This is a genomic window from Nocardioides pelophilus, assembly GCF_014180685.1.
Taxonomy (GTDB): domain Bacteria; phylum Actinomycetota; class Actinomycetes; order Propionibacteriales; family Nocardioidaceae; genus Nocardioides; species Nocardioides pelophilus.
Genome location: NZ_JACEHF010000005.1, coordinates 45648 through 67289 on the forward strand (window position 1 = coordinate 45648; position 21642 = coordinate 67289).

Annotated in this window: 23 protein-coding genes; 10 read left to right on the top strand and 13 right to left on the bottom strand. The window is 70.8% G+C overall.

The window, feature by feature from the left end; genetic code table 11:
- Positions 1–140: 140 nt before the first annotated feature.
- Complete coding sequence (locus H0488_RS02600; RefSeq protein WP_183097721.1) at positions 141–1352, bottom strand: GGDEF domain-containing protein; 1212 nt, start codon at positions 1350–1352, stop codon at positions 141–143.
- A 291-nt stretch (positions 1353–1643) separates the two neighbouring features.
- On the opposite strand from H0488_RS02600, the gene H0488_RS02605 reads away from it, so the two are divergent.
- The 3 genes from H0488_RS02605 to H0488_RS02615 are packed head-to-tail and all read left to right on the top strand — an operon-like array spanning position 1644 to position 3044.
- Positions 1644–1793, top strand: a complete 150-nt coding sequence (locus H0488_RS02605) for a hypothetical protein (protein ID WP_183097722.1) — start codon at positions 1644–1646, stop codon at positions 1791–1793.
- A gap of 35 nt (positions 1794–1828) precedes the next feature.
- Positions 1829–2533 carry an alpha/beta fold hydrolase gene (locus H0488_RS02610; RefSeq protein ID WP_183097723.1) on the top strand — a complete coding sequence of 235 codons (705 nt, stop codon included), beginning with the start codon at positions 1829–1831 and terminating at the stop codon, positions 2531–2533.
- Positions 2534–2537: 4 nt separating this feature from the next.
- Positions 2538–3044, top strand: a complete 507-nt coding sequence (locus H0488_RS02615; RefSeq protein WP_183097724.1) for an META domain-containing protein — start codon at positions 2538–2540, stop codon at positions 3042–3044.
- Here the strand turns inward: H0488_RS02615 and H0488_RS02620 are convergent.
- Complete coding sequence (locus H0488_RS02620; protein WP_183097725.1) at positions 3041–4057, bottom strand: zinc-dependent alcohol dehydrogenase family protein; 1017 nt, start codon at positions 4055–4057, stop codon at positions 3041–3043. The two genes, H0488_RS02615 and H0488_RS02620, sit on opposite strands and share 4 nt — an antisense overlap.
- Before the next feature lie 111 nt (positions 4058–4168).
- On the opposite strand from H0488_RS02620, the gene H0488_RS02625 reads away from it, so the two are divergent.
- From H0488_RS02625 to H0488_RS02640, 4 genes are all read left to right on the top strand, one after another.
- A complete protein-coding gene (locus H0488_RS02625; protein WP_183097726.1) occupies positions 4169–5719 on the top strand; it encodes a helix-turn-helix domain-containing protein in 1551 nt (516 codons plus the stop codon).
- Between the two features lie 7 nt (positions 5720–5726).
- Entirely contained in the window at positions 5727–6506 is a 780-nt protein-coding gene (locus tag H0488_RS02630) for a glycerophosphodiester phosphodiesterase family protein (protein WP_183097727.1), read from the top strand.
- A gap of 57 nt (positions 6507–6563) precedes the next feature.
- Positions 6564–7946 (top strand): MFS transporter, encoded by a 1383-nt coding sequence (locus H0488_RS02635; RefSeq protein WP_183097728.1) that lies wholly within the window; start codon positions 6564–6566, stop codon positions 7944–7946.
- Between the two features lie 164 nt (positions 7947–8110).
- Positions 8111–8500 (top strand): RNA polymerase-binding protein RbpA, encoded by a 390-nt coding sequence (locus H0488_RS02640; protein ID WP_183097729.1) that lies wholly within the window; start codon positions 8111–8113, stop codon positions 8498–8500.
- Positions 8501–8509: 9 nt separating this feature from the next.
- Here H0488_RS02640 and H0488_RS02645 read toward each other — a convergent pair whose 3' ends face one another.
- From H0488_RS02645 to kdd, 10 genes are all read right to left on the bottom strand, one after another.
- Positions 8510–8986: an FxsA family protein gene (locus H0488_RS02645; protein WP_312856184.1), complete on the bottom strand. Its 477-nt coding sequence runs from the start codon at positions 8984–8986 to the stop codon at positions 8510–8512.
- Positions 8987–8995: 9 nt separating this feature from the next.
- Positions 8996–10219 (bottom strand): hypothetical protein, encoded by a 1224-nt coding sequence (locus H0488_RS02650; protein ID WP_183097730.1) that lies wholly within the window; start codon positions 10217–10219, stop codon positions 8996–8998.
- Positions 10216–10698 (bottom strand): SigE family RNA polymerase sigma factor, encoded by a 483-nt coding sequence (locus H0488_RS02655; RefSeq protein WP_183097731.1) that lies wholly within the window; start codon positions 10696–10698, stop codon positions 10216–10218. The genes H0488_RS02650 and H0488_RS02655 overlap by 4 nt, the downstream gene beginning before the upstream one ends.
- Positions 10695–11678, bottom strand: coding sequence for a TolB-like translocation protein (locus H0488_RS02660; protein ID WP_183097732.1), 984 nt, complete (start codon positions 11676–11678; stop codon positions 10695–10697). Before H0488_RS02660 ends, H0488_RS02655 begins: the two co-directional genes overlap by 4 nt.
- A 53-nt stretch (positions 11679–11731) precedes the next feature.
- Entirely contained in the window at positions 11732–12511 is a 780-nt protein-coding gene (locus H0488_RS02665; RefSeq protein ID WP_246371359.1) for a polyprenol monophosphomannose synthase, read from the bottom strand.
- Positions 12504–14117 (bottom strand): apolipoprotein N-acyltransferase, encoded by a 1614-nt coding sequence (gene lnt / locus H0488_RS02670; protein ID WP_183097734.1) that lies wholly within the window; start codon positions 14115–14117, stop codon positions 12504–12506. The genes H0488_RS02665 and lnt overlap by 8 nt, the downstream gene beginning before the upstream one ends.
- Before the next feature lie 411 nt (positions 14118–14528).
- The gene (kal, locus tag H0488_RS02675) at positions 14529–14921 is read right to left on the bottom strand and encodes a 3-aminobutyryl-CoA ammonia lyase (protein WP_183097735.1); all 393 of its coding nucleotides are present in this window, start codon (positions 14919–14921) and stop codon (positions 14529–14531) included.
- The gene (gene kamE, locus H0488_RS02680; protein ID WP_183097736.1) at positions 14918–15646 is read right to left on the bottom strand and encodes a lysine 5,6-aminomutase subunit beta; all 729 of its coding nucleotides are present in this window, start codon (positions 15644–15646) and stop codon (positions 14918–14920) included. Before kamE ends, kal begins: the two co-directional genes overlap by 4 nt.
- Positions 15643–17220, bottom strand: coding sequence for a lysine 5,6-aminomutase subunit alpha (kamD, locus tag H0488_RS02685; RefSeq protein ID WP_183097737.1), 1578 nt, complete (start codon positions 17218–17220; stop codon positions 15643–15645). The genes kamE and kamD overlap by 4 nt, the downstream gene beginning before the upstream one ends.
- A complete protein-coding gene (gene kdd, locus H0488_RS02690; RefSeq protein WP_183097749.1) occupies positions 17217–18257 on the bottom strand; it encodes an L-erythro-3,5-diaminohexanoate dehydrogenase in 1041 nt (346 codons plus the stop codon). The genes kamD and kdd overlap by 4 nt, the downstream gene beginning before the upstream one ends.
- A 94-nt stretch (positions 18258–18351) precedes the next feature.
- Here kdd and H0488_RS02695 point away from each other — a divergent pair, with 94 nt between their 5' ends.
- Positions 18352–19818, top strand: a complete 1467-nt coding sequence (locus H0488_RS02695; protein WP_183097738.1) for a KamA family radical SAM protein — start codon at positions 18352–18354, stop codon at positions 19816–19818.
- Between the two features lie 6 nt (positions 19819–19824).
- On the opposite strand, the gene H0488_RS02700 is transcribed toward H0488_RS02695, so the two are convergent.
- Complete coding sequence (locus tag H0488_RS02700; RefSeq protein WP_312856186.1) at positions 19825–20292, bottom strand: Lrp/AsnC family transcriptional regulator; 468 nt, start codon at positions 20290–20292, stop codon at positions 19825–19827.
- Between the two features lie 51 nt (positions 20293–20343).
- On the opposite strand from H0488_RS02700, the gene H0488_RS02705 reads away from it, so the two are divergent.
- Together H0488_RS02705 and H0488_RS02710 are read left to right on the top strand one after the other, a co-directional pair.
- Positions 20344–21282, top strand: a complete 939-nt coding sequence (locus tag H0488_RS02705; RefSeq protein ID WP_246371361.1) for a 5'-3' exonuclease — start codon at positions 20344–20346, stop codon at positions 21280–21282.
- A gap of 56 nt (positions 21283–21338) precedes the next feature.
- Positions 21339–21641, top strand: a complete 303-nt coding sequence (locus tag H0488_RS02710) for an urease subunit gamma (protein WP_183097739.1) — start codon at positions 21339–21341, stop codon at positions 21639–21641.
- Position 21642 lies beyond the last annotated feature (1 nt).

A 21642-nucleotide genomic window follows, 5' to 3' on the forward strand; every position in this document is an offset into this window, starting at 1 on the left:
CTCGCGCACAGTGGGGGCAAACCTCGCCCTGCTCTCGTCCACAGGTCGCGTGGTCAGGATGGGCTAGTCGGCCTCGCGAACGACCGCCGTGCCCGGGTCGTCGCGCTGGCCCACGCGGGGTCACGAGCGGTCACGCGGGGTCACGCAGCGTCGACGGTCACCAGGCTGGTGCGGTTGCGGCCGTCGTGCTTGGCCTGGAACAGCGCCCGATCAGCAGCCGTGAGGACCGAGACGAACTCGATCGGGTCGTCCTCGGGGGCGACGGCCGCGAGACCGATGCTGATCGTGATTGGCGCGGCTCGAGGGATCGAGGAGGAGGAGACACCGCACCGGATCCGCTCGGCGACCCGCAGCGCCTCCTCGGCAGTGACGCCGGGCAGGAAGATGCAGAACTCCTCGCCGCCGAAGCGCCCCAGGATGTCGTCGCTGCGCAGCTCGGCGCGGATGGCCTGGGCAACCGCGACCAGGGCGTCGTCACCGACCAGGTGGCCCCACGCGTCGTTGAACGCCTTGAAGTGGTCGAGGTCGGCGAAGAGCACCGACCACGGTTGCCGGCGACGCTGGCACCGTTCGGAGCCGAGGATCGCCAGCCGGCGCCAGGACTCGAACCGGAGCGTCCCGGTCTTCTCGTCCTGGTCGGCGCGCTCGCGCAGCGGCTCGTGCAGGGCGGCCCGCTGCGTGATCAGGTAGACCGGCGCCAGCAGCAGGACGAACCAGCCGCCTCCCGTCCAGATCGCGGCTGACAGCCCGCCGACGAGCAGCACGCCCGCCTCGGTGAGGTAGAAGGACGCGGTGCGGAGCGTCTGGCGGAGCCAGACCTCGTCGTCCTGGTGGTTCAGGTAGGCGCTGCCGTGGAACATCACCGTCTCGACGGCGAGGAACGCCGCCGCGGCCGCCAGCACACCGACCAGGCCGACCAGACCGCTGCCGTGCATGAGGTCCGGTTCGTCGCCGATCACGAGGTGGGCGGTGACGGCCGCGGCTGACGCGGCGAGCACGACGTAGGCGGCCGACCCGACCCACTTCCAGGGCGTCACCCGCAGGCCGCGCCACCACGCGTGGGCGTAGGTGAACGCGACGATCGGCACCAGCCACCAGGTCGGGAGCAGCAACGCGCTCGCGAACGCCCAGGCCGAGAGTCCCTTGTGCGGGCGCTGGTTGTCGGACCTGCCGCCCTCGAGGAGCCGCCCGATCTCGACGTTGAGCACCGACAGCCCGATCAGCAGCAGGCCGGTCAGCACCCACGAGTCCGCGGTGCTCCCCTGCCCCAGCGGAACGAGCAGCACCGGGACCACGAGCGCGGCCACCACCGCCGCCGTCACCCAGAGCCGACAGGCCCGGGTGGTCCGCAAGAACGCCCATTGCGCTGGGCTACGCCGGTTTGCGCGCGGTCGATCCACGCAGCCATCGAACACCATCCCTTCCACCGCACACACGATCCTTCCGCCGCACGCACGCTGGTCATTTCGGACCACGGCGCGAAGTCTTCGGGCCGGAACCTCCGGATTCCGTGGAAGTCCCGCGTATCAGACACCTAACGTCATAGGTCCTGAGGACGAATGACTCTGCGAGAGCGATGACTCGGAACCGCACAGTTGGTCGATATCAACAACGGGAACGACGCAGGAAACGAGGTGCTGGACATGTGGAACGACACCCTCACCGCCACGACGGTGACGCACTTGTCGCACGACCTGCCCTGCCCGAGCTGCGGCCACGGCATCCACACCTATCTCCCCTGTGGCGACCGGTGTGACTGCCCTCCGGTCGTGCTGCCCGGCCAGGCCGCCTGAGCCTCGCTGTCGGCGTCCGCGTCTACGTTGGCCGCATGACGACACCACCGATCGTGCTGGTCCCCGGCTTCTGGCTCGGCGCCTGGGCGTGGGACGAGGTCGCGGCCGAGCTGCGGCAGCAGGGCCACGACGTCCACCCCGTCACGTTGCCCGGCCTCGACTCGGCAGCCGCCGACCGCTCCGCGGTCACCTTCGCCGACCACGTCTCCGCCATCTGCGATGCGGTCACCGCCGCCGGGCCGCCGGTCGTGCTGGTCGTCCACAGCGGCGCCGGGATGCCCGGCTACGCGGCCACCGACCGGATCCCCGAGCAGATCGCGGCGATGGTCTACGTCGACACCGCGCCCGGCAAGGGGGCGATGAACCCGGAGTTCGACGGGGTCGAGATGCCCCTTCCGCCGACGTGGGAGGAGCTCGACGAGAACCTCGACGGCATCTCCGAGACGCAGCTGGTCCGGTTCCGCGAGCGGGCGGTCCCGGAACCCGGCGACCTCCTCCGGGGTGAGTGGACGTTCGGCAACGACGACCGGCTCTCGGTGCCGAGCACCATCATCTGCACCGCCTTCACCGCCGAGCAGTACCGCGAGGGTGCCGCCGAGGGCTACCCGTTCCTCGCCGGGGTGACCGAGCTGAGCGACCTCACCTGGGTCGAGCTGCCGACTAGTCACTGGCCGATGTGGTCGCGCCCCACCGAGCTGGCGGCGATCCTCGGCGATGTCGCGCGAGGTGTGGGAACCTGACCGGGTGGCTCGACGTCCGATCGGTGTGAAGACGACTCTGCTGGCTGCGGCCGCCCTCCTCGCCCTGACTCTCTCGTCGTGCGGCGACGAGGATCCGACGACGATGGCGGACGACGCGCCGGCCGCCACCCTCTCCCTCGCCGACCTGGACGGCCGCGTGTTCGCGTCGGTGCGGGTCGATGGCCACGAGCTGGTCGACGACACCCGGATCAGGCTCGGGTTCAAGGGCGAGGAGCTGTCGGCCGACGCCGGCTGCAACCATCTCTTCGGCACCGTGGCGGTCGACGACGACACGCTCATCGCGAGCGACATGGGCGGCACCGAGATGGGTTGCCCCGACGGGCGCAACGAGCAGGACGCGTGGGTCACCGAGTTCCTCGGCTCCGGTCCGGCCGCCGTGCTCGACGGCGACACGCTGACCCTGACCCAGGGCGACGTCGTGATCGAGATGGTCGAGCAGGACGTCCCCGACGCGCCGACCGGTGACCCCGATCAGCCGACCTCGAACTAGGGCTGCAGCAGCACCTTGATCGCGCGCCGCTCGTCCATGGCCCGGTAGGCCTCCGGCGCCTCGGCGAGCGGCATCGTCACGTCGAAGACCCGGCCCGGGTCGATCCGCCCCTGCAGCACGAGGTCCAGCAGCTCGGGGAGGTAGCGCCGCACCGGCGCGATCCCGCCCCGCAGTCCCACGTTCTTCTGGAACATCTTCCCGACCGGCAGCTCGACGCCGTGGGGAACTCCCACGAAGCCGACCGTCGCTCCCGGGCGGGCGACCGCGAACGCCGTACTCATCGACTGGTCGGTGCCGACGCACTCCAGCACGGCGTCCGCACCCACTCCCCCGGTGATCTCCTTGACGGCCGCAGCGCCCTCACGGCCGCGAGCGGCGACCACGTGGGTCGCCCCGAACGCGCTGGCGAGCTGCTGCCGGTCCTCGTGGCGCGACATCGCGATGATCGTCTCGGCGCCCATGACCGACGCCGCGAGGACCCCGCACAGCCCGACGGCTCCGTCGCCGACCACCACCACGGACCCGCCCTCCGTCACACCGGCGGAGACCGCGGCGTGCCACCCGGTCGGCATCACGTCGGTCAGCGCGAGCAGCGAGGGCAGCAGCTCGGGATCGGGGACGCCGTCGGTCGCCACCAGGCTGCCGTCGGCTTGTCCGACCCGGGCGAACTCCCCTTGGCCGCTGCTGGTCATGCCGAGGTTGACGCAGGCCGACTGAACGCCGGCCCGACAGTGGGCGCAGGTGTTGTCGCAGTGGCAGAACGGCACGATCACGAAGTCGCCCGACTTGAAGTCGGTCACGTCGGCTCCGACCTCTTCGACGACACCGATGCACTCGTGCCCGATCGTCGCGCCGGCCTGGATCGGGTTCTCCCCCCGGTACGGCCACAGGTCCGACCCGCAGACGCACCCCGCCACCACCTTCACGATGGCGTCGGTGGGGCGCTTGATGGTCGGGTCCGGGACCTCCTCGACGCGGATGTCACCGGGACCGTGGATCGTGGTGGCGAGCATGGCCGCAATCCTGCCGCATGGCTCCGAACCGGACCCGGATCCACCGCGACACGCCCGGACCCTCCTTCTCCCTGGTTGGTGCTATCTCATATATGAGTTACCGTCGTCGGTATGACGGTCTCCCCTCCTGTTGAGAGCGACGCCAGCTACCTCGGTCGGTTCGGCAACCTCATCCGCGACGCGCGCAAGCATCGCGGCCTGACCCAGTCGCAGCTGGCCGAACGCCTCGGCACCAGCCAGAGCGCGATCAACCGGATCGAGAAGGGTCACCAGAACCTGTCGCTGGAGATGCTGGCCCGGATCGGCTCCGCGCTCGACTCCGAGATCGTCGCGCTCGGCGCCGGCCCGACCCACCTGCGGGTCAAGGGCCCCACGACGCTGTCCGGCACGATCGACGTGAAGACGTCGAAGAACGCCGGTGTCGCGCTGCTCTGCGCCTCGCTCCTGAACCGCGGCCGGACCACGCTGCGCAAGGTGGCGCGCATCGAGGAGGTCAACCGGCTGCTCGAGGTGCTGGGCAGCCTCGGCGTGCAGACCCGCTGGATCAACGACGAGAACGACCTCGAGATCGTGCCGCCCAAGGAGCTCGACCTCAGCCAGATCGACGAGGAGGCAGCCCGCCGCACCCGATCGGTGCTGATGTTCCTCGGCCCGCTCCTGCACCGCTCCGACTCCTTCGAGCTCCCCTACGCCGGCGGCTGCAACCTCGGCACCCGCACCGTCGAGCCGCACATGTCGGCGCTGCGCCCGTTCGGGCTCGAGGTGAAGGCCACCGACGGCTGGTACCACGGCCAGGTCAACCGGGCGATCTCCCCCGGCCGGCCGATCGTGCTCACCGAGCGCGGCGACACGGTCACCGAGAACGCGCTGATGGCGGCCGCGCTGCACCCCGGCACCACCGTGATCCGCAACGCGTCGTCCAACTACATGGTCCAGGACCTGTGCTTCTACCTGCAGGCGCTCGGCGTCGACGTCGAAGGCGTCGGTACGACGACGCTGACCATCACCGGACGCACGGTCATCGACGTGGACGTCGACTACGCCCCGAGCGAGGACCCGATCGAGGCGATGTCCCTCCTCGCCGCCGCGATCGTGACCAAGTCCGAGATCACCGTCCGCCGCGCGCCCATCGAGTTCCTCGAGATCGAGCTCGCCGTGCTCGAGGAGATGGGCTTCCGCTACCAGCTGTCCGAGGAGTACCTCGCGGCCAACGGGCACACCCGGTTGGTCGACATCCGCACGCTGCCGTCCGAGCTGGTGGCGCCACGCGACAAGATCCACCCGATGCCGTTCCCCGGCCTCAACATCGACAACCTGCCGTTCTTCGCCGTGATCGCGGCCGTCGCCGAAGGGCAGACCTACATCCACGACTGGGTCTACGACAACCGCGCGATCTATCTCACCGACCTCAACAAGCTCGGCGGCCGGGTGAGCCTGCTCGACCCGCACCGGGTGATGATCGAGGGACCGACGTCGTGGACCGGCGCCGAGCTGATGTGCCCGCCGGCGCTCCGGCCCGCCGTCGTCGTACTCCTGGCGATGCTCGCGAGCAAGGGCACCTCGGTGCTCCGCGGCACCTACGTCATCCACCGCGGCTACGAGGACCTCGCCGAGCGGCTCAGCTCCCTGGGCGCCGACATCGAGACCTTCCGAGACATCTGAGCAGCAGATGTACCTGGAGGACGGGCGGATCCTCGCCTTCGCCCACCGTGGTGGTGCCTACCACCCGGAGATCGAAGGCCTCGAGAACACCCTGGCGGCGTTCCGGCACGCGGCGGCGCTCGGCTACGACTACCTCGAGACCGACGTCCACGTCACCAAGGACGGAGCCCTGCTCGCATTCCACGACCACGTGCTCGACCGGGTCACCGACCGGATGGGGGCCGTCCGCGACCTCACCCTCGCGCAGGTCCGGGAGGCCCGGATCGGCGGGCGCGAGCAGATCCCGACGTTCGAGGAGCTGCTCGACGCGTTCCCGGAGGCGCGGTTCAACATCGACATCAAGTCGTCCGGTGCGGCTGCGGCGCTCGCCGACCTCGTGCGCGCGCGTGACCTCGCGGACCGGGTGCTGGTCGGCTCCTTCTCGCCGGCCCGGATCCGCGAGTTCCGGCGGTTGACCGGGGGCCGGGTGCCGACGGCCGCCCACCCGTGGGAGATCCTCGCGTTCCGGCTGCTGCCCAGCGCCCGGCTCGCCGACCGGATCGCCGGGCGCGACTTCGCCGCGTTCCAGGTGCCGCACCGCCGCTACGGGTTGACCGTCGTGACGCCAGGCCTCGTCAGGCGGGCCCACGCCGCCGGCAAGCAGGTCCACGTGTGGACCATCGACGACCCCGACGAGATGCGGTTGCTGCTCGACCGTGGTGTCGACGGGCTCTTCACCGATCGCACCGATCTGCTCAAGGATGTCCTCATGTCGCGCGGCCAATGGAGGTCGCAGACCGGCCGGTAGTGCAACACTCAGCGGATCAGGGGGCCGATCAGGGGGGCCGGTCAGGGAGGGAGACCCATGGACACGACAGGCCGCATCGCGGACCTCGGGCCGCTCAACCGTGCCCGGGAGCAGAAGGCATGGTTCTTCTACGACTGGGCCAACTCGGCGTTCGCGACGACCATCGCAGGGGTCCTGTTCGCGCCGTACCTCATCACCGTCGCGGAGCGGGCGGCGTGCGGCTTCGTCAGCGAGGACGACCGCAAGTGCCGCGAGACCCTGGAGGTCCTGGGGATCGGGATCGCGCCCGGCTCGCTGCCGTCGTACGTCATCACCTTGTCGACGGTGCTCGGAGCCCTGCTCTACCCGCTGATCGGGGCGATGGCCGACCGCACGGCGCGCAAGACCGACCTGCTCGCGGGCTTCGCATGGGTGGGGGCGACGGCAGCCGGCCTGTTGTTCTTCCTCACCGACGACCGGTGGCTGTTCGGCAGCGTGGTGTTCCTGGTCGCCAACCTCTGCTTCGGCGCATCGATCGTCATCAGCGACTCGCTGCTGAACCTCATCTCCGAGGAGGACGAGCGGGACCGGGTGTCCTCGGTCGGCTGGGCCTACGGGTACGCCGGCGGCGGGCTGCTGCTCGCGGCCAACTTCGTGGTCGTGACCTTCCACGACTCGATCGGGCTGAGCACCGAGATGGCGGTGCGGATCAGCCTGCTCTCCGGCGCGATCTGGTGGGCGGCCTTCACCCTGATCCCGTGGCGCGGGATCAAGGACAAGCCGCCGGTCGGGGTCGAAGAGGCGAGCGGCGGCCTGCTGGCCCGATCGTTCGGACAGCTCTGGGCGACGCTCAAGGAGATGCGCAACTACCCGGTCGCGGTGACCTTCCTGCTCGCCTACCTGTTCTTCAACGACGGCATCCAGACGGTGATCGCGTCGGCGGCGATCTTCGGCGAGAAGGAGCTCGGGTTCGACACCGGCGTCGTGCTGGGCGCCTATCTGCTGGTGCAGTTCGTCGCCGTCGGCGGCGCGCTGATGTTCGGGCGGGCCGCGGCCAAGGTCGGCGCCAAGCGGGTGGTCCTGGTCGGTCTCGTGATCTGGATGGTCATCGTCACGCTGGCGCTCTTCATCCCGGCTGAGAACCTGGTCGCCTTCCTGCTGCTCGCGATGGCGATCGGGATCGTCCTGGGCGGCACCCAGGCGCTGGCCCGGTCCTACTTCTCGCTGCTGATCCCGCGCGGCAAGGAGGCTGAGTTCTTCAGCCTCTACCACGCGATGGACCGCGGCACGTCGTGGCTGGGCACCTTGACCTTCGGACTCGTCTACCAGTTCAGCGGCTCCTACCGGCCGGCGGTCTTCGCCCTGATCGTGTTCTTCACGATCGGCGGGCTGCTGCTGCTCCGGGTCGACACGGAGCGCGGCATCCGAGATGCTGGCAACGACCGCCCCGCAGTCGTCTGAATCAGTCGGGGATCTCGGAATATCCGCGTGGATTGAAACCTTTTCGCTCTGGGTACCGTTGAACTAGTAGCGGTCGCGTCGGTCAACTGCGCCCGGGGAGATCCCCCGGCGACCACGCAGCCGGACCCCGCCAAGAGCAGGGGTCAGAACATGGGAGGAATGTCATGGCGGAGCGAACCTTGCGAGGCGCCCGACTCGGTGGGCAGTCGTTCGAGGACGAGCGCGGCATCGAGTTCGCGGCCCGCCAGCAGTCCGGGTACCTCTGCCCGCACGGCCACGCGTTCGAGATCACGATGTCGATCGAGGCCGACGTGCCCGCCGTCTGGGAGTGCCCGCGCTGTGGTGCCGAGGCCGAGAGCACGGCCGGCATCGTGCGCGAGCAGAAGGCCGAGAAGCCGCAGCGCACCCACTGGGACATGCTGCTCGAGCGGCGCTCCGAGAAGGAGCTCGAGGACATCCTGACCGAGCGGCTCGAGCTGCTCCGCGGCGGCGAGATCGGCCCCGCCCACCTGCACCGAACCGGCGCGCGCAAGCGCAAGACCGCCCGCGCCTGAGGCCCTCGCTCAGTCCTCGACGACCTCGCCCCGGACGACCGCATCCCCTGCTGTCGGACCGGGGCCTCGTCGTGCGCGGCCGGCTGTGACGACCGTGATCCGTGCGCCGAGGTAGGCCGACAGCAGCCGCCGGAAGACCGGCCGGGTGAGCGGGAGCACCAGCAGGAAGCCCAGCACGTCGGAGGCGAACCCGGGGGTCAGCAGCAGCGTGCCGCCGATCAGGATCAGCGCGCCGTCGGCCAGCTCCTTGGTGGGCGGTCGGTAGCTGTTGAGCGCGGCGCGCAACGCCTGCCACGCACGTCGACCCTCGCGCTTGACCAGCCAGGCGCCGATCATGCTGTCGAGGACGAGCAGACCGATCGTCCACCACGGACCGATCGCCTGACCCACCTGGATCACGAGGTAGATCTCGACCAGCGGCACCACCACGAAGGCAGCGAACAGCGCCAGCGGCAGCCAGCGCCGCCGTCGTCTCGTGGTAGTCACGCGACCAGCCTAGTTCGGCTCCACCAACACGCACCGAGGGTCACTCAGGTCGCAGCGAGCCGGACGGACTTCCTGCGATCTCACGCTGGCGACGTCGATCGTCACGAGGCTCCCCTCCTCGACGCTGTGGGACAGCACGAAGAGCGGCTCGCCGTACTGGGTGAAGAGGGGCGCGGAGAACAGCCGACGATCCGCCGTCGACGGCATGAACGACCAACCTGACGGCGGCCGGACCTCGCGCCGCTCTCCGCCGCCGAACGGCTCGACCTCCCACGGGCAGAGCGGCCCCGCGCACTCGCCCTCGACGAGCACGAAACGCTCGTCCGCGGAGACGGCCACGGCCCGCCACGGCAGCGCCGCCACCACTTCCGCCGCGCCGTCACGGGTGATCCGCAGGTACGCCGGGCGAGCCTCGCGGCGCGACTTCGCGATGATCCCGTTGTCCGTACCCGACGGGACGACCATCCGGCTGAGGACGTCGGGCTTGCTCGCCGGTAGCGGCAGCCGGTCGGTGACGCCCATTTCGGGCAGCCAGACCTCGAGGCGAGCCTTCGAGCAGGTCGGCCAACCGCCCGAGTCCGTGGCCGGGGCCACGCAGTGCTGGAACACCACGGTTCCCCCGCTGGTCAACATCACGGGGCCGCCTGCCGCTCCACGGTCCTCGACGGGCAGGCGGGCCCGCTCCTGCCCGGACGCTGTGTCAACCAGGTGGATCGTGTCGTTGCCTTGGGCGTCGGTGGCGCCCCACGCGAGCGATCGGGCGTCGGGCGAGATGGCCAGACCACTCGTCGGGCCATCGATGCGGTGCCGGTCCGCGCCGCGGCCCCACCACAGCTCACCCCAGTCGGTGAGGTACGCGGCCCACACCGGGCCCTGCTGCGCGACGACCTGCCAGCTGCCCGGCACCGGCTTCCCGTCGACCGACAGCGTGCCGGCACCGCCGAAGACCACGGCACCTGAGGGTGCGGTCCGCGGAACGGTGCCACCTGAAGGGGTCCTGGTCACCCCCGGCGTCGGCTCCGGCGGCCGACTCGGCTCAGGGGCGGTGTCGCGATCCCGTAGCACGAGCTGCGCTCCACCGACCAGGATCAGCCCGACCACCGCGGCCGCGACCAGCACGGGCCACCGGTGCCGCACGCTGTCGGGCTCCGCGTCGAGCGACGGCATCCGCGGCACGTCGACACTGCCGGCGACGTCGCGCAGCTCGGCGCGCACCAGCTCTTCGATGCTCATGCGAACTCCTTCCCGAGAGCCGTCCGCAGGTTCGCGAGTGCTTTGTGGGCGGTGGACTTGACGGTGCCCGCCGTGACGCCCAGGACGTCGGCGATCTCGCGCTCGGGAAGGTCCTCGTAGAACCGGAGCACCAGCACCGCGCGCTGCCGGTCCGGAAGGGAGCAGATGTGTGGCCACAGCACGCCGCGCAGATCCTCCGGCGGATCGCTCACCGGCTCGGGGACGACGGTCAGCAGCTCCCGCGAGACACGCGCAGGACGGCGCGACGACAGGAAGACGTTGGTCAACATCCGAAGGACGTAGGCGTCGACGGAATCCGCCTTGAGCACCTTCGCCCAGTGACGGCGCACCCGGATCAGGGTCTGTTGCGCGATGTCCTCGGCGTCCGCGTGCTGACCGGCCAGGAGGTACGCCCGCCGATAGAGCGCCGGCCACGCCGCGGCGGCGTACTCGGTGAAGTCGTCATCGGCCCCGGTCATGAGGACCTCGCTCGCCAGACCGGATTCGTCACTCGCTGGTGGTGACCCAGGACCCGCCCGTCCTCGATCGAGAGCTCGAGGAGCTGGGAGCCGTCGTCCACCGCGACCCGGCGGCCGTCGGGGGACCACAGGTAGGTCTCGTCGCCGCCCCCGCCCGAGGGCCACCAGTAGATCTGCCGATGCTGTTCGGACTCCGGTTCCAGGACCACGAGGTAGACCGAGCTGTTGAACTCGTAGCTCTCGAGGACGCTGACGGCCTCGCCCGTGGGCGACCACGCGAGGTCTCCGAGGTGGATGGGACCACCGCCGGTGGCGCGGCTCATGTAGACCACCTCACCACGACGGCCGTCGGCGTCGAAGACCCATACCCGCGCCCGGATGGTGGCGACCGCCAGCAGGCTCCGGTCGGGTGACCACGCCACCCCGGCGACGATCTCGTCGTCGGCCAGGCCGCGGAGCCGTACGCTCCGGCGCAGCCGGCCCTCGAAGGAGCGCACGTCGATGCGATCGCGCTGGGAGCTCATGGTGATCTCGTCGTCGCCCGGCCCCAGGACCACCGGCCCCCAGCCCCTGAACTGCCAGTCCACCTGGGCGAGGTCCTCGGCACGCGGAGCCGAGCCACCGTCGAGGCACGGGAAGTCCTCCGGGCACGAGATCCGCAGCTCCGTCCCCCGCGGGCTGACCACGGTGATGCCGTCGATCCACGTCGCTCCGGACCGGTTCGTGCCGGCCCGCCGGAGGTAGAGGGCGACGTCTCCGGCTCGATCCTGCGGCTGGCTGAAGTCGCAGTCAGCGCACCACGAGGCCGGAGGTCGCGGCGCGGGTCGAGCGCTCACGATCCGCCCGTTGGTCACGCCGGCGTGGCGGGACTCGCGCCCGCCGCTCTCCGTGGACGGCGAGGGAGCGGTCGCCGGCGACTCGGCCGAGTCGTCGCACCCGACGAGCAGCACGGCAAGACACGCCAGAGCACTCCAACGCATGCGTTCCATGCTCCTCCGACTCCGTCGGGATCGAAGAAGGTTGCCTCAACTCGCTAGGACGGGCGACGGGCCTTCGGGGGACGCGGCGACCGCCGGCGGCGCGCCTGCTCCCAGCGCTCGCGGACGCCCCAATGGGTGATCCGCTTGAGCGACTCGAGGGCGACCTGGCCGCTCATCTTCGACTCGCCGCGCACCCGCTCGACGAACTCGATCGGGACCTCGCGCACCACCAGGCCCGCGCGCAGGCAACGGGTGACCAGGTCGGTCTGGAAGACGTAGCCCGTGGAACGGACCGAGCCCAGGTCGATCTTCTCCAGCGCCTCGCGCCGGAACAGGCGGTAGCCGGCGGTCGCGTCGCGGACGTCGATGCCGAGCAGCAGCCGGACGTAGAGGTTGCCGCCGCGGGACAGCACCTCGCGACGCCGCGGCCAGTTGACGACGCTGCCGCCGGGCACCCACCGCGAGCCGATCACGAGATCGGCACCCTGGAGCCCGTCGAGCAACCGGTGCAGCTGCTCCGGCTGGTGTGAGCCATCCGCGTCCATCTCGCCGACCACGTCGTAGCCGGCGGCGAGCGCCCACGCGAAGCCGGCGAGGTACGCCGCCCCGAGACCGCCCTTCCCGGCGCGGTGCAGCACGTGCACGTGGCTGTCGGCTGCGGCCAGACCGTCGGCGATCTGGCCGGTACCGTCCGGCGAGTGGTCGTCGACGACGAGCACGTCGACGTCCGGCTGGGCACGGCGGAGCCGGCCGACGATCCAGGCCAGGTTGGCCGCCTCGTCGTAGGTCGGAATCACCACGACCACGCGCCCGAGCGGTGCTGCGTCAGGCAACGGGAACCTCGCTCCGGCTCGGGGACGTCTCGGGCTCCCCATCGTCCGTCGGCGCCCGGGTGGCCTCTGCACGGTTCCGTTGCCGACGGTAGGCGATCCCACCCACGACCAGGGCGATGAGCGACAGCCCGGTGAGCACCCGGGTCGGCCAGGCACCGAGGCGGGTGGCCGGCGTCAGGTCGGTGCTGAGGCCCACCCGTTCGACCAGCACCGCTGTGGTCCGCGGGTCAGCCGACGCGACCACGGTGCCGTCGGGCGCGATCACGCCGGTGATGCCGTTGGTGGCGGCCACGACCAACCACCGTCCGGACTCGATCGCGCGGAGCCGGGTGATCGCGAACTGCTGCTCGATCTGGTCGGTGAAGATGAAGCTCGCGTTGCTGGTCTGGACGGTGAGCAGCTCGGCACCCTCCCGGAGCTGGTCGCGCATCACGTCGTCGTAGGCGACGTCGAAGCAGATGGCGTCGGCGACCTCGATCCCGGCCACCTGGAGCGGGCTGGTGCGGGTGCCGCTCTTCATGTCCCGTCCGATCAGCGCCAGCTGTCCGAACTTCGGGTCCCAGTACCGCCGGAACGGGATGTACTCGCCGTACGGCACCGGGTGCTGCTTCGTGTAGCGATCGCCCGGGCCGGTCACCGGGTCCCACACGATGCCCTGGTTCAGGACGTGGTCGTCGCCGTCGTCGACCAGACCTCCGACGACCACCGGCACCCCGATGGCGGCGACGGCCTCGCGGATGTCGGCGTTCACGTCGTAGTCGGTGAACGGGTCGACCGCCGTCGAGTTCTCGGGCCACAGCACGAAGTCAGGGCGTACGCCGGGCGCCCCGGCCCGCTCGCCGGCTCCGCTCGGGCGGGTGGCCTCGGCCGCGAGCGCGAGCGTGGCATCGACGTGGTTGCGGGTCACGCCGCGGTGGTCGTACAGGATGTCGTTGCCGGGACCGGGGACGTCGCCCTGAACAGCGGCGACGACCGCCGACCCGGTCTCCGCCGCCTCGTACGGGCGCGCGACCGGGATCACGAGCAGCGCGCCGACCGCGACCAGGGTCCCGAACGCCAGCGGTCGGGTGCGTCGTACCTTCGCGTCGGTGCCGGGCAGCCAGGTCTCGACGACCGCGGCCACCAGGAAACCCACCAGGGCCAGCACGAACGACATTCCGGTCAAGCCGAGATAGGTGACGGTCGGAGCGATGGGAGTGTCGACGACGGCGAACGAGATCCGGCCCCACGGCATCCCGCTGAACGGCCAGCCGCTGCGGAGCGACTCCACCGCGGTCCAGGTCGCGGCCAGCCAGATCGGCCACGCGGGGAGGCGCCGGAGCAACGGGACGCTCAGCCCGACCAGGCCGTAGAACAGCGCCTCGATCGTCGCGAGCGCCGCCCACGCGTCCGGACCGATCGAGGTGCGCATCCAGTCGATGTGGGTGAAGTAGAAGGCCACGCCGAAGGCCAGACCCACCAGTCCGGAGCGCCAGAACGTGAGGTCCCGGGTGGCGAGAGCGAAGGCCGCCAGTCCGACCGGCACCAGGTACGCGAACGCGACCGGCTCGAACGCGGCGGTCAGGGTCAGACCGCCCGCGAGCGCGAGCAGGAGGCGGGCGAACACCCCTCCAGCCTAGTGACCGGGGGTTCAGGGCGACGGAAGGGTCGAACTCTCCTTCGGACCATCACGGTTTCCGACCGGCTGCCGGTACCGCGATGTTGTCTAGGGGGAGAACGACCCTTCCGTGTCGCTCTCGAGGAGCGAACCGACCTACGCGAACCGTGATGGGAGGTGTTGGCGCTACACCCCCGTCTGCGGCCACTCGGACGTCGGTCCGCCTACCACGACCTGCACGAGCAACGGTCACGTACTTTGGCTAGTGGAGGCGGGAGTGTCAACCGTCCGCTGACCTGCACGGATGCGTGAATGCGCAGGTCAGACCGGGGTCACCCGGAGTCGAAATCGCCGACATTTCTCATGAATCGTCGGCGTGTCGCCGGCGACGCGCCGACACGACGATCCGGGACTCGTCCGTCACGGCACGACGACAGTGCCGGTGGCGGTGGTCGCGACCAGCGGCGGGGCCAGGACGGCGGCCGCGCCGGGCTGCTCCGGGGTGGCCGCCCCGCGGGCGACGACCGTCAACGTGAACGACATGACCCGCGACCGGTTGCCGGCCCTGACCAGCTCAGCAGTCGCCTCGACGACGTCGCCGGCGCGCACCGGGGCGCGGAACTGGACGTCGTCGTACGACGCGAACAGGCCCTCGTCGCCGTCGGTCAGGATGCAGAGCTCGGTCGCCACGTCGCCGAACAGGCCCAGCCCGTAGGCGCCGTCGACCAGGCTGCCGGCGTAGTGGGCGTGGGAGTAGGGCACGTAGCGACGCTGGGTCACGCGGGTGCCGACGGTCGGTCCGGAGGCGGTCACGACGCGATCCTATGGACGAGGAAGCTGGCCACCTCGCCGGGCGTCGTTCCGCGCCCGAAGATCCGGTCGACGCCGAGCTCTCCCGACATCGCCTCGTCGAACCGAGGGCCGCCGACGACGAGCAACGGCCGCTCCTCGGCGCGGAACGCCTCCCCGAACGCAGCCGACATCTCGCGGGTGTTGAGCAGGTGCGCGTCGCGCTGGGTCACGACCTGCGACACGAGAACGGCGTCGGCCCGTTCGGCGACCGCACGGTCGACCAGGTGGGGCACGGACACCTGGGCACCGAGGTTCACGACCTTGATCTCGCGGTAGTACTCGAGGCCCTTCTCCCCCGCGAACCCCTTGATGTTGAGGATGGCGTCGATGCCGACCGTGTGCGCGTCGGTGCCGATGCAGGCGCCGATCACCACGAGCCGGCGGCGCAGGCTCCGCTTGATCGCGGCGTTGACCTCCTTCGGGGTCAGCAGCGGGTAGTCGCGCTCGACGACCTCCACCGCGTCGAGGTCGACCAGGTGGTGGACCCGGCCGTAGACGACGAAGAACGTGTAGTCCGGGCCCATCGGCTTCGCGTGGACGACGAGGGCCGGGTCGAGGCCCATCTTGGCTGCGAGCTGCTGGGCTGCGCCCTCGGCACGCTTCGAGTGCGGCACGGGCAGCGTGAAGCTGATCTGCACCATGCCGTCGCCGGTGGTGTCGCCGTACGGGCGGACCAGGGTCGTCACTTCTCCTCCAGGAGCTCGGAGGCCGGGTTGTAGTAGTCGCGCGCCTTGCGCGCGACGCCGTCGAGGCCGCGGCCACCGTCGGGGGGACGCTTCATCAGGCCGAAGGTGCCGTCGGCGATCGCGGCCAGCAGCGGCGGGTCGCCCGCCTGGTCGGAGTCGTGGACGATCCGGTCGAGGAGGTCGATCGTCTCGGCCAGCACCTGGCGGGCCCGGCTCGCGATCAACCCGTCCGGCGCCGGATGGAAGTCCTCGCCCAGCCCGCCGGCTGCGTCGAGCACGTAGCGCACGTTCTGGAGAGCCAGGTCGCGGTCGGACAGCCACGGGGTGACGACCGCCTCGGTCATCATCCCGACGAGCAGGATGCTCTGGCCGGTCATCGCCCCGACCAGGTTGAAGAAGCCGTCGAGCAGGTAGCCGCGGAACACGTCGCCGGTCATGTGCCGGGTCGGCGGCATCCACTTGAGCGGCGCCTTGGGGAAGAGCTCGCGGGCGAGCAGCGCGTGGGCGAGCTCGAGCCGGAAGGACTCCGGGACGGCGGGGTCGACCTCGAACGCATGGCCGAGACCGAGCTGCCAGTCCTCGAGGCCGGCCTCCTTGGCGAAGTACTCGTTGAGGAGCTGGCTGGTGGTGACCGTGTGCGCAGCCTCGACCGCGTCCGCGGTGGTGAGGTAGTTGTCCTCACCGGTGTTGATGATGATGCCTGCCCGAGCGTGAACCTGACGGCTGAACCGCTGGTCGACGAAAGTGCGCACCGGGTTGATGTCGCGGAAGAGGATCCCGTACATCGAGTCGTTGAGCATCATGTCGAGCCGCTCGAGACCGGCCAGGGCCGCGATCTCGGGCATGCACAGTCCGCTGGCGTAGTTGGTCAGGCGGACGTAGCGACCCAGCTCCTTGCTCGACTCGTCGAGCGCGGCCCGCATCAGGCGGAAGTTCTCCTGGGTCGCGTAGGTGCCGGCGAAGCCCTCGCGGGTCGCACCCTCGGGCACGAAGTCGAGCAGGCTCTGGCCGGTCGAGCGGATCACCGCGATGACATCGGCGCCGGCGCGGGCGGCGGCCTGCGCCTGGGGGATGTCCTCGTGGATGTCACCCGTCGCGACAATGAGGTAGATCCAGGGCGTGCGCGGCGCGTCACCGTGCTTCTTGATGAGCCGATCCCGCTCCCGCCTGCGGGCGTCGATGCGGCGGATGCCACCCCCCACCGCTCGCTTGCTGGCGCTGCGCGCGCGCTGCGCGTCGCGTCCCTCCGGGTGGCGGAACCTGACGGAGCCCGCCGATGCCTTCTGGGCGAGAGTGACCAGGTCCTCGGCCTCTCCCCGCGCGAGGGCGTCCCACACGGGCAGCGCCACGCCGTGCTCGAGGCCGACATCGGCGCGGACGGCGTCCATCAGCCGGTTGACCCACGGCGTGCCCTCGGCGTCGGCGCCGCCCAGCCCCGCGAGCCGCAGCGTGGCGCGCTCGACGGAGACGGTCGTGTGCTGCTGGGCCAGCTTGACGATCGGGCGCCCGGCCTTGCGGGCGAGGGACCGCGCCTGGCGGACGGTGACCGGATCGAGGTCGAGCTTGCCGCTCACGCCAGCCGCTCCTCGAACAGGGTGCGGACGCCGGGGTTGGTCCGGAGCAGGTCGAGCGCCAGTGCGGCGTGGCCGGGGACGTAGCCGTTGCCGACGAGCATGGTGACGTCGGCCGCGACGCCCTCGGCGCCGAGCGCGGCCGCGGAGAAGGACGTGGCCATCGAGAAGAAGACGACCGTGCCGCCGTCGGCGGTGGCGAGCACGGCGCCGCCCTCGCAGCCGGGCACGTCGACGCAGACGACGGTGACGTCGGCGGGACCGCCGGCTCCGGTGACCGCGTCGCGGAGCGCGATCGGGTCGCGCGCGTCGGTCACCACGACTTGGTCGGCCAGGCCGGACGCCTCGAGCGCGGCCGCCTCCCGGTCCGTCGGCACGACGCCGATCAGCCGAGCCCCACCCGCGGCTCGGGCGGCGGCCAGGGCCAGCGACCCCGACTTGCCGCCGCCGCCGATCACGGCCACGCGCGGCGCCCGGCCGCGGGCGACGTACTGCTCGACGACGCGGGCGGTCAGGGCCGGCGCGCCGCAGACGTCCATCACCGCGAGGCTCAGGCCCGTCGGGAGGTCGTCGGGCAGCGCGGCCGCGATGGAGCGTCCGAACAGGATCGCGTGACCGGCGCAGGGCACCTGCTCGGAGCGGCCGTCCCACCCGGCCAGGCCGTCGGTGATGACGAGCGGAGTCAGGGTGAGCGAGACCAGGGTGGCGACCCGCTGGCCGACCTCGAGCCCCAGCGGCGACTCCGGTCCGACCTCCTCGACCGTGCCGATGAGCATCCCGCCCGACCCGGTCACCGGGTTCTGCATCTTGCCGCGGTCGGCCACGATCGCGAGCACGGCGTCGCGCACCGCTCCCCCGTCACCGTGGTACTCCTGCTCGAGCTGGCGGAACGACGCCGCGTCGAGGTTGAGCCGCTCGACGCGGATCCGGACCTCGTCCGGCCAGAGCTCGGGCCGGGTGTCCAGCCGCCGGGCCGCCTGCGGGAGCACCCGCGCGTCGTCCTGGACCCGGTGCAACCCGGTCGGGTCGCTCTGGTGCATCACCGTTGACACTTACCCTCCATCGCTCGCTTGACCGCAAATCGTCCGGCATGGCGATATTGCAGCCGGATGATCTTCACGTATTCTGGCATATATGAGCATCGAGACGTCGATCGCGGCAGGCATCCGCGAGCCCGCCGGCCAGCCCTATCCGTACACCCGCACGGAGCTGGTCGAACCGGACTGGACCCGCTTCCCGGGTTGGAAGGACGTCACCGCCGAGGACTGGGCGTCGGTGCAGTGGCAGCGGGCGCACTGCGTCAAGAACCTCAAGCAGCTCCGTGAGCTGCTCGGCGACCTCGTCGACGAGCGCTTCTACGCCGACCTCGAGCGTGACCAGGCCGAGCGGGCGACGATGTCGATGCTGGTGCCGCCGCAGATGCTCAACACGATGGTCCCGCACGTCCAGCCCTCCGGCCCGGGATCGTTGACCGACGCGTTCTACGCCGACCCGATCCGGCACTACATGCTGCCCGTCTTCTCCGACCGGCGCACGGACTGGCCGTCGCACCCGCACGCCACCCGCGACTCGCTCCACGAGCACGACATGTGGGTCGCCGAGGGGCTGACCCACCGCTACCCGACCAAGGTGCTCGCCGAGCTGCTCCCGACCTGTCCGCAGTACTGCGGTCACTGCACGCGGATGGACCTGGTCGGCAACTCGACCCCCACCGTGGAGAAGCTCAAGTTCGTCGCCAAGCCGAACGACCGCCTCTCCGACATGCTCGACTACCTGCGCCGTACGCCGAGCGTCCGCGACGTCGTCGTGTCCGGCGGCGATGTCGCCAACATGCCGTGGCCGCGCCTCGAGTCGTTCCTCGACTCCCTGCTCGAGATCGACAACATCCGCGACATCCGGCTCGCGACCAAGGCCTTGATCGGGCTGCCGCAGCACTGGGCCCAGCCGGACGTCGTCGACGGGGTCGGTCGGGTGGCCGCCACCGCTCGCCGCCGCGGGGTGTCGCTCGCGATCCACACCCACGCCAACCACGCGCAGTCGATCACGCCGGCCGTGGCCGACGCGGCCGCGCTGCTGCTCGACGCCGGTGTCCGCGACGTCCGCAACCAGGGCGTCATCCTCAACGGCGTCAACGCCGACCCGCACGCCCTGCTCGACCTGTGCTTCGCGCTGCTCGACGGCGCCCGGATCATGCCCTACTACTTCTACATGTGCGACCTGATCCCCTACAGCGAGCACTGGCGGATCTCGGTCGCGCAGGCGCAGTACCTCCAGCACCAGATCATGGGCTACCTGCCCGGCTTCGCCACGCCGCGGATCGTCTGCGACGTGCCGTTCGTCGGCAAGCGGTGGGTGCACCAGATCGCCGAGTACGACGTCGAGCGCGGCATCAGCCACTGGACGAAGAACTACCTCACCTCGATCGAGGCCGGTCACCCCGAGGCGCTCGAGCGCACCTACGAGTACTACGACCCGATCCACACCCTCCCGGCCAGCGGGCAGGCGTGGTGGTCGCGGCACGCCGACCTCGACGAGTCGGCCCTGCGCGCGGCCGAGGTGGCCGAGGCGTCACGGCGTACGGCGGCGCTGCAGGCCCATTGAGGGCGGTCAGCCGGTGACGGGCCGGTTCTCGTAGTACGTCGACAGCACGATCGTCGTCCGGGTGGACACGTTCGCGGCGGCTCGGATCCGGGCGAGGAGCTCCTCGAGCTCGGACGGTGAGTGCGAGCGCACCTTGACGATGTAGGACTCCTCGCCGGCGACCGACCAGCAGGACTCGATCTCGGGCAGGTCCTCGAGCCGCTCGGGGCAGTCGTCGGGCTGGGACGGGTCGATGGGGCGGATCGCGATGAACGCGGTGAGCGGCAGCCCGACCTCCGCGTGGTTGACGGTCGCGCCGTAGCCGAGGATCAGGCGCCGCTGCTCCAGCCGCTTCACCCGCTGGTGCACGGCGGAGGTCGAGAGCCCGGTCGCCTTGCCGAGGTCGGTGTAGGACATCCGGCCGTCCTTGGCCAGGAGTTCCAGGATCTGGCGATCGATGGCCTCGACGGCGGAGGAACTGCTGTTCGGGCTCACGATCGCCACCTTAGGGCATCTCAACGCGCCCGGGCTCTACGATCGGGACCGATGGACACCTCTCCTGCGCCCGGGCGCCTCATGCTCCTCGACACCGCCTCGATGTACTTCCGGGCCTTCTTCGGAGCCCCCGAAGTCCTCGCCGCCGACGGCACCAACGTGAACGCCGTCCGCGGCATGGTCGGCTACCTCGCCTACCTCGTCGAGCAGTACCGGCCCACCCACCTGGCGTGCTGCTGGGACGAGGACTGGCGTCCGGAGTGGCGGGTCGAGCTGCTGCCGACCTACAAGGCCCACCGCGTCGTCGTACCCGTGGCCGGCGCGCCCGACGTCGAAGAGGTCCCCGACCCGCTCGAGGCGCAGGTGCCGATCATCCGCGAGGTCCTGGACGCGTTCGGCATCGCGGTCGTGGGCGCACCCGGCTACGAGGCCGACGACGTCATCGGGACGCTGGCGACGGGCGCCGGGCAGGCTGTCGACGTGGTCACCGGCGACCGCGACCTCTTCCAGCTGGTCGACGACGCGGCCGACGTGCGGGTCCTCTACATCGGCAAGGGCGTCAGCAAGCACGAGCGGGTCGACGAGTCGTGGATCGTCGAGAAGTACGGCGTGAGCGCCCGCCAGTACGCCGACTTCGCCACCCTGCGGGGTGACGCCTCCGACGGCCTGCCGGGCGTCAAGGGCGTGGGCGAGAAGACGGCGGCGACCCTGCTCCAGCGCTTCGGCGACCTCGACGGGATCGTGGCCGCTGCCGCCGACCCGGACAGCGACCTGGCACCCGGGCCCCGGCTCAAGATCAAGGAAGCGGCCGACTACCTGTCCGTCGCTCCAACGGTGGTCGCCGTCGCCCGCGACCTCGACCTCCCCCGCGGTGACGCGCTCGCGCTACCGGCTGCGCCCGCCGACCCCGAGGGGCTGGCCGCCCTTGCCGAACGGTGGTCGCTCGGCAGTCCGGTGGAGCGGCTGGTCGGTGTGCTCGAGAATCGGTAGCCGCGATTTAACGCGGGCGGCTGGCAATTCGAACGGTCGCTCTCTACCTTCCGACCATGCACCTGACCCCAGCCGACACCGAGAAGCTGCTGCTCGCTGTCGCCGGGATGGTTGCGCGTGACCGGCGCGACCGCGGCATCCGGCTGAACTACCCCGAGACCGTCGCCCTGCTGAGCTGCTGGGTCATCGAGGAGGCGCGGGCAGGGGCGACCGTCGTCGACCTCATGACGCGCGGGCGCGAGGTCCTCGCCCGCGACGAGGTGATGGCGGGCGTCGCGGAGATGCTCGCCGACGTCCAGGTCGAGGCGACCTTCCCCGACGGGCGCAAGCTCGTCACCCTCCACCACCCGATCGCCTAGG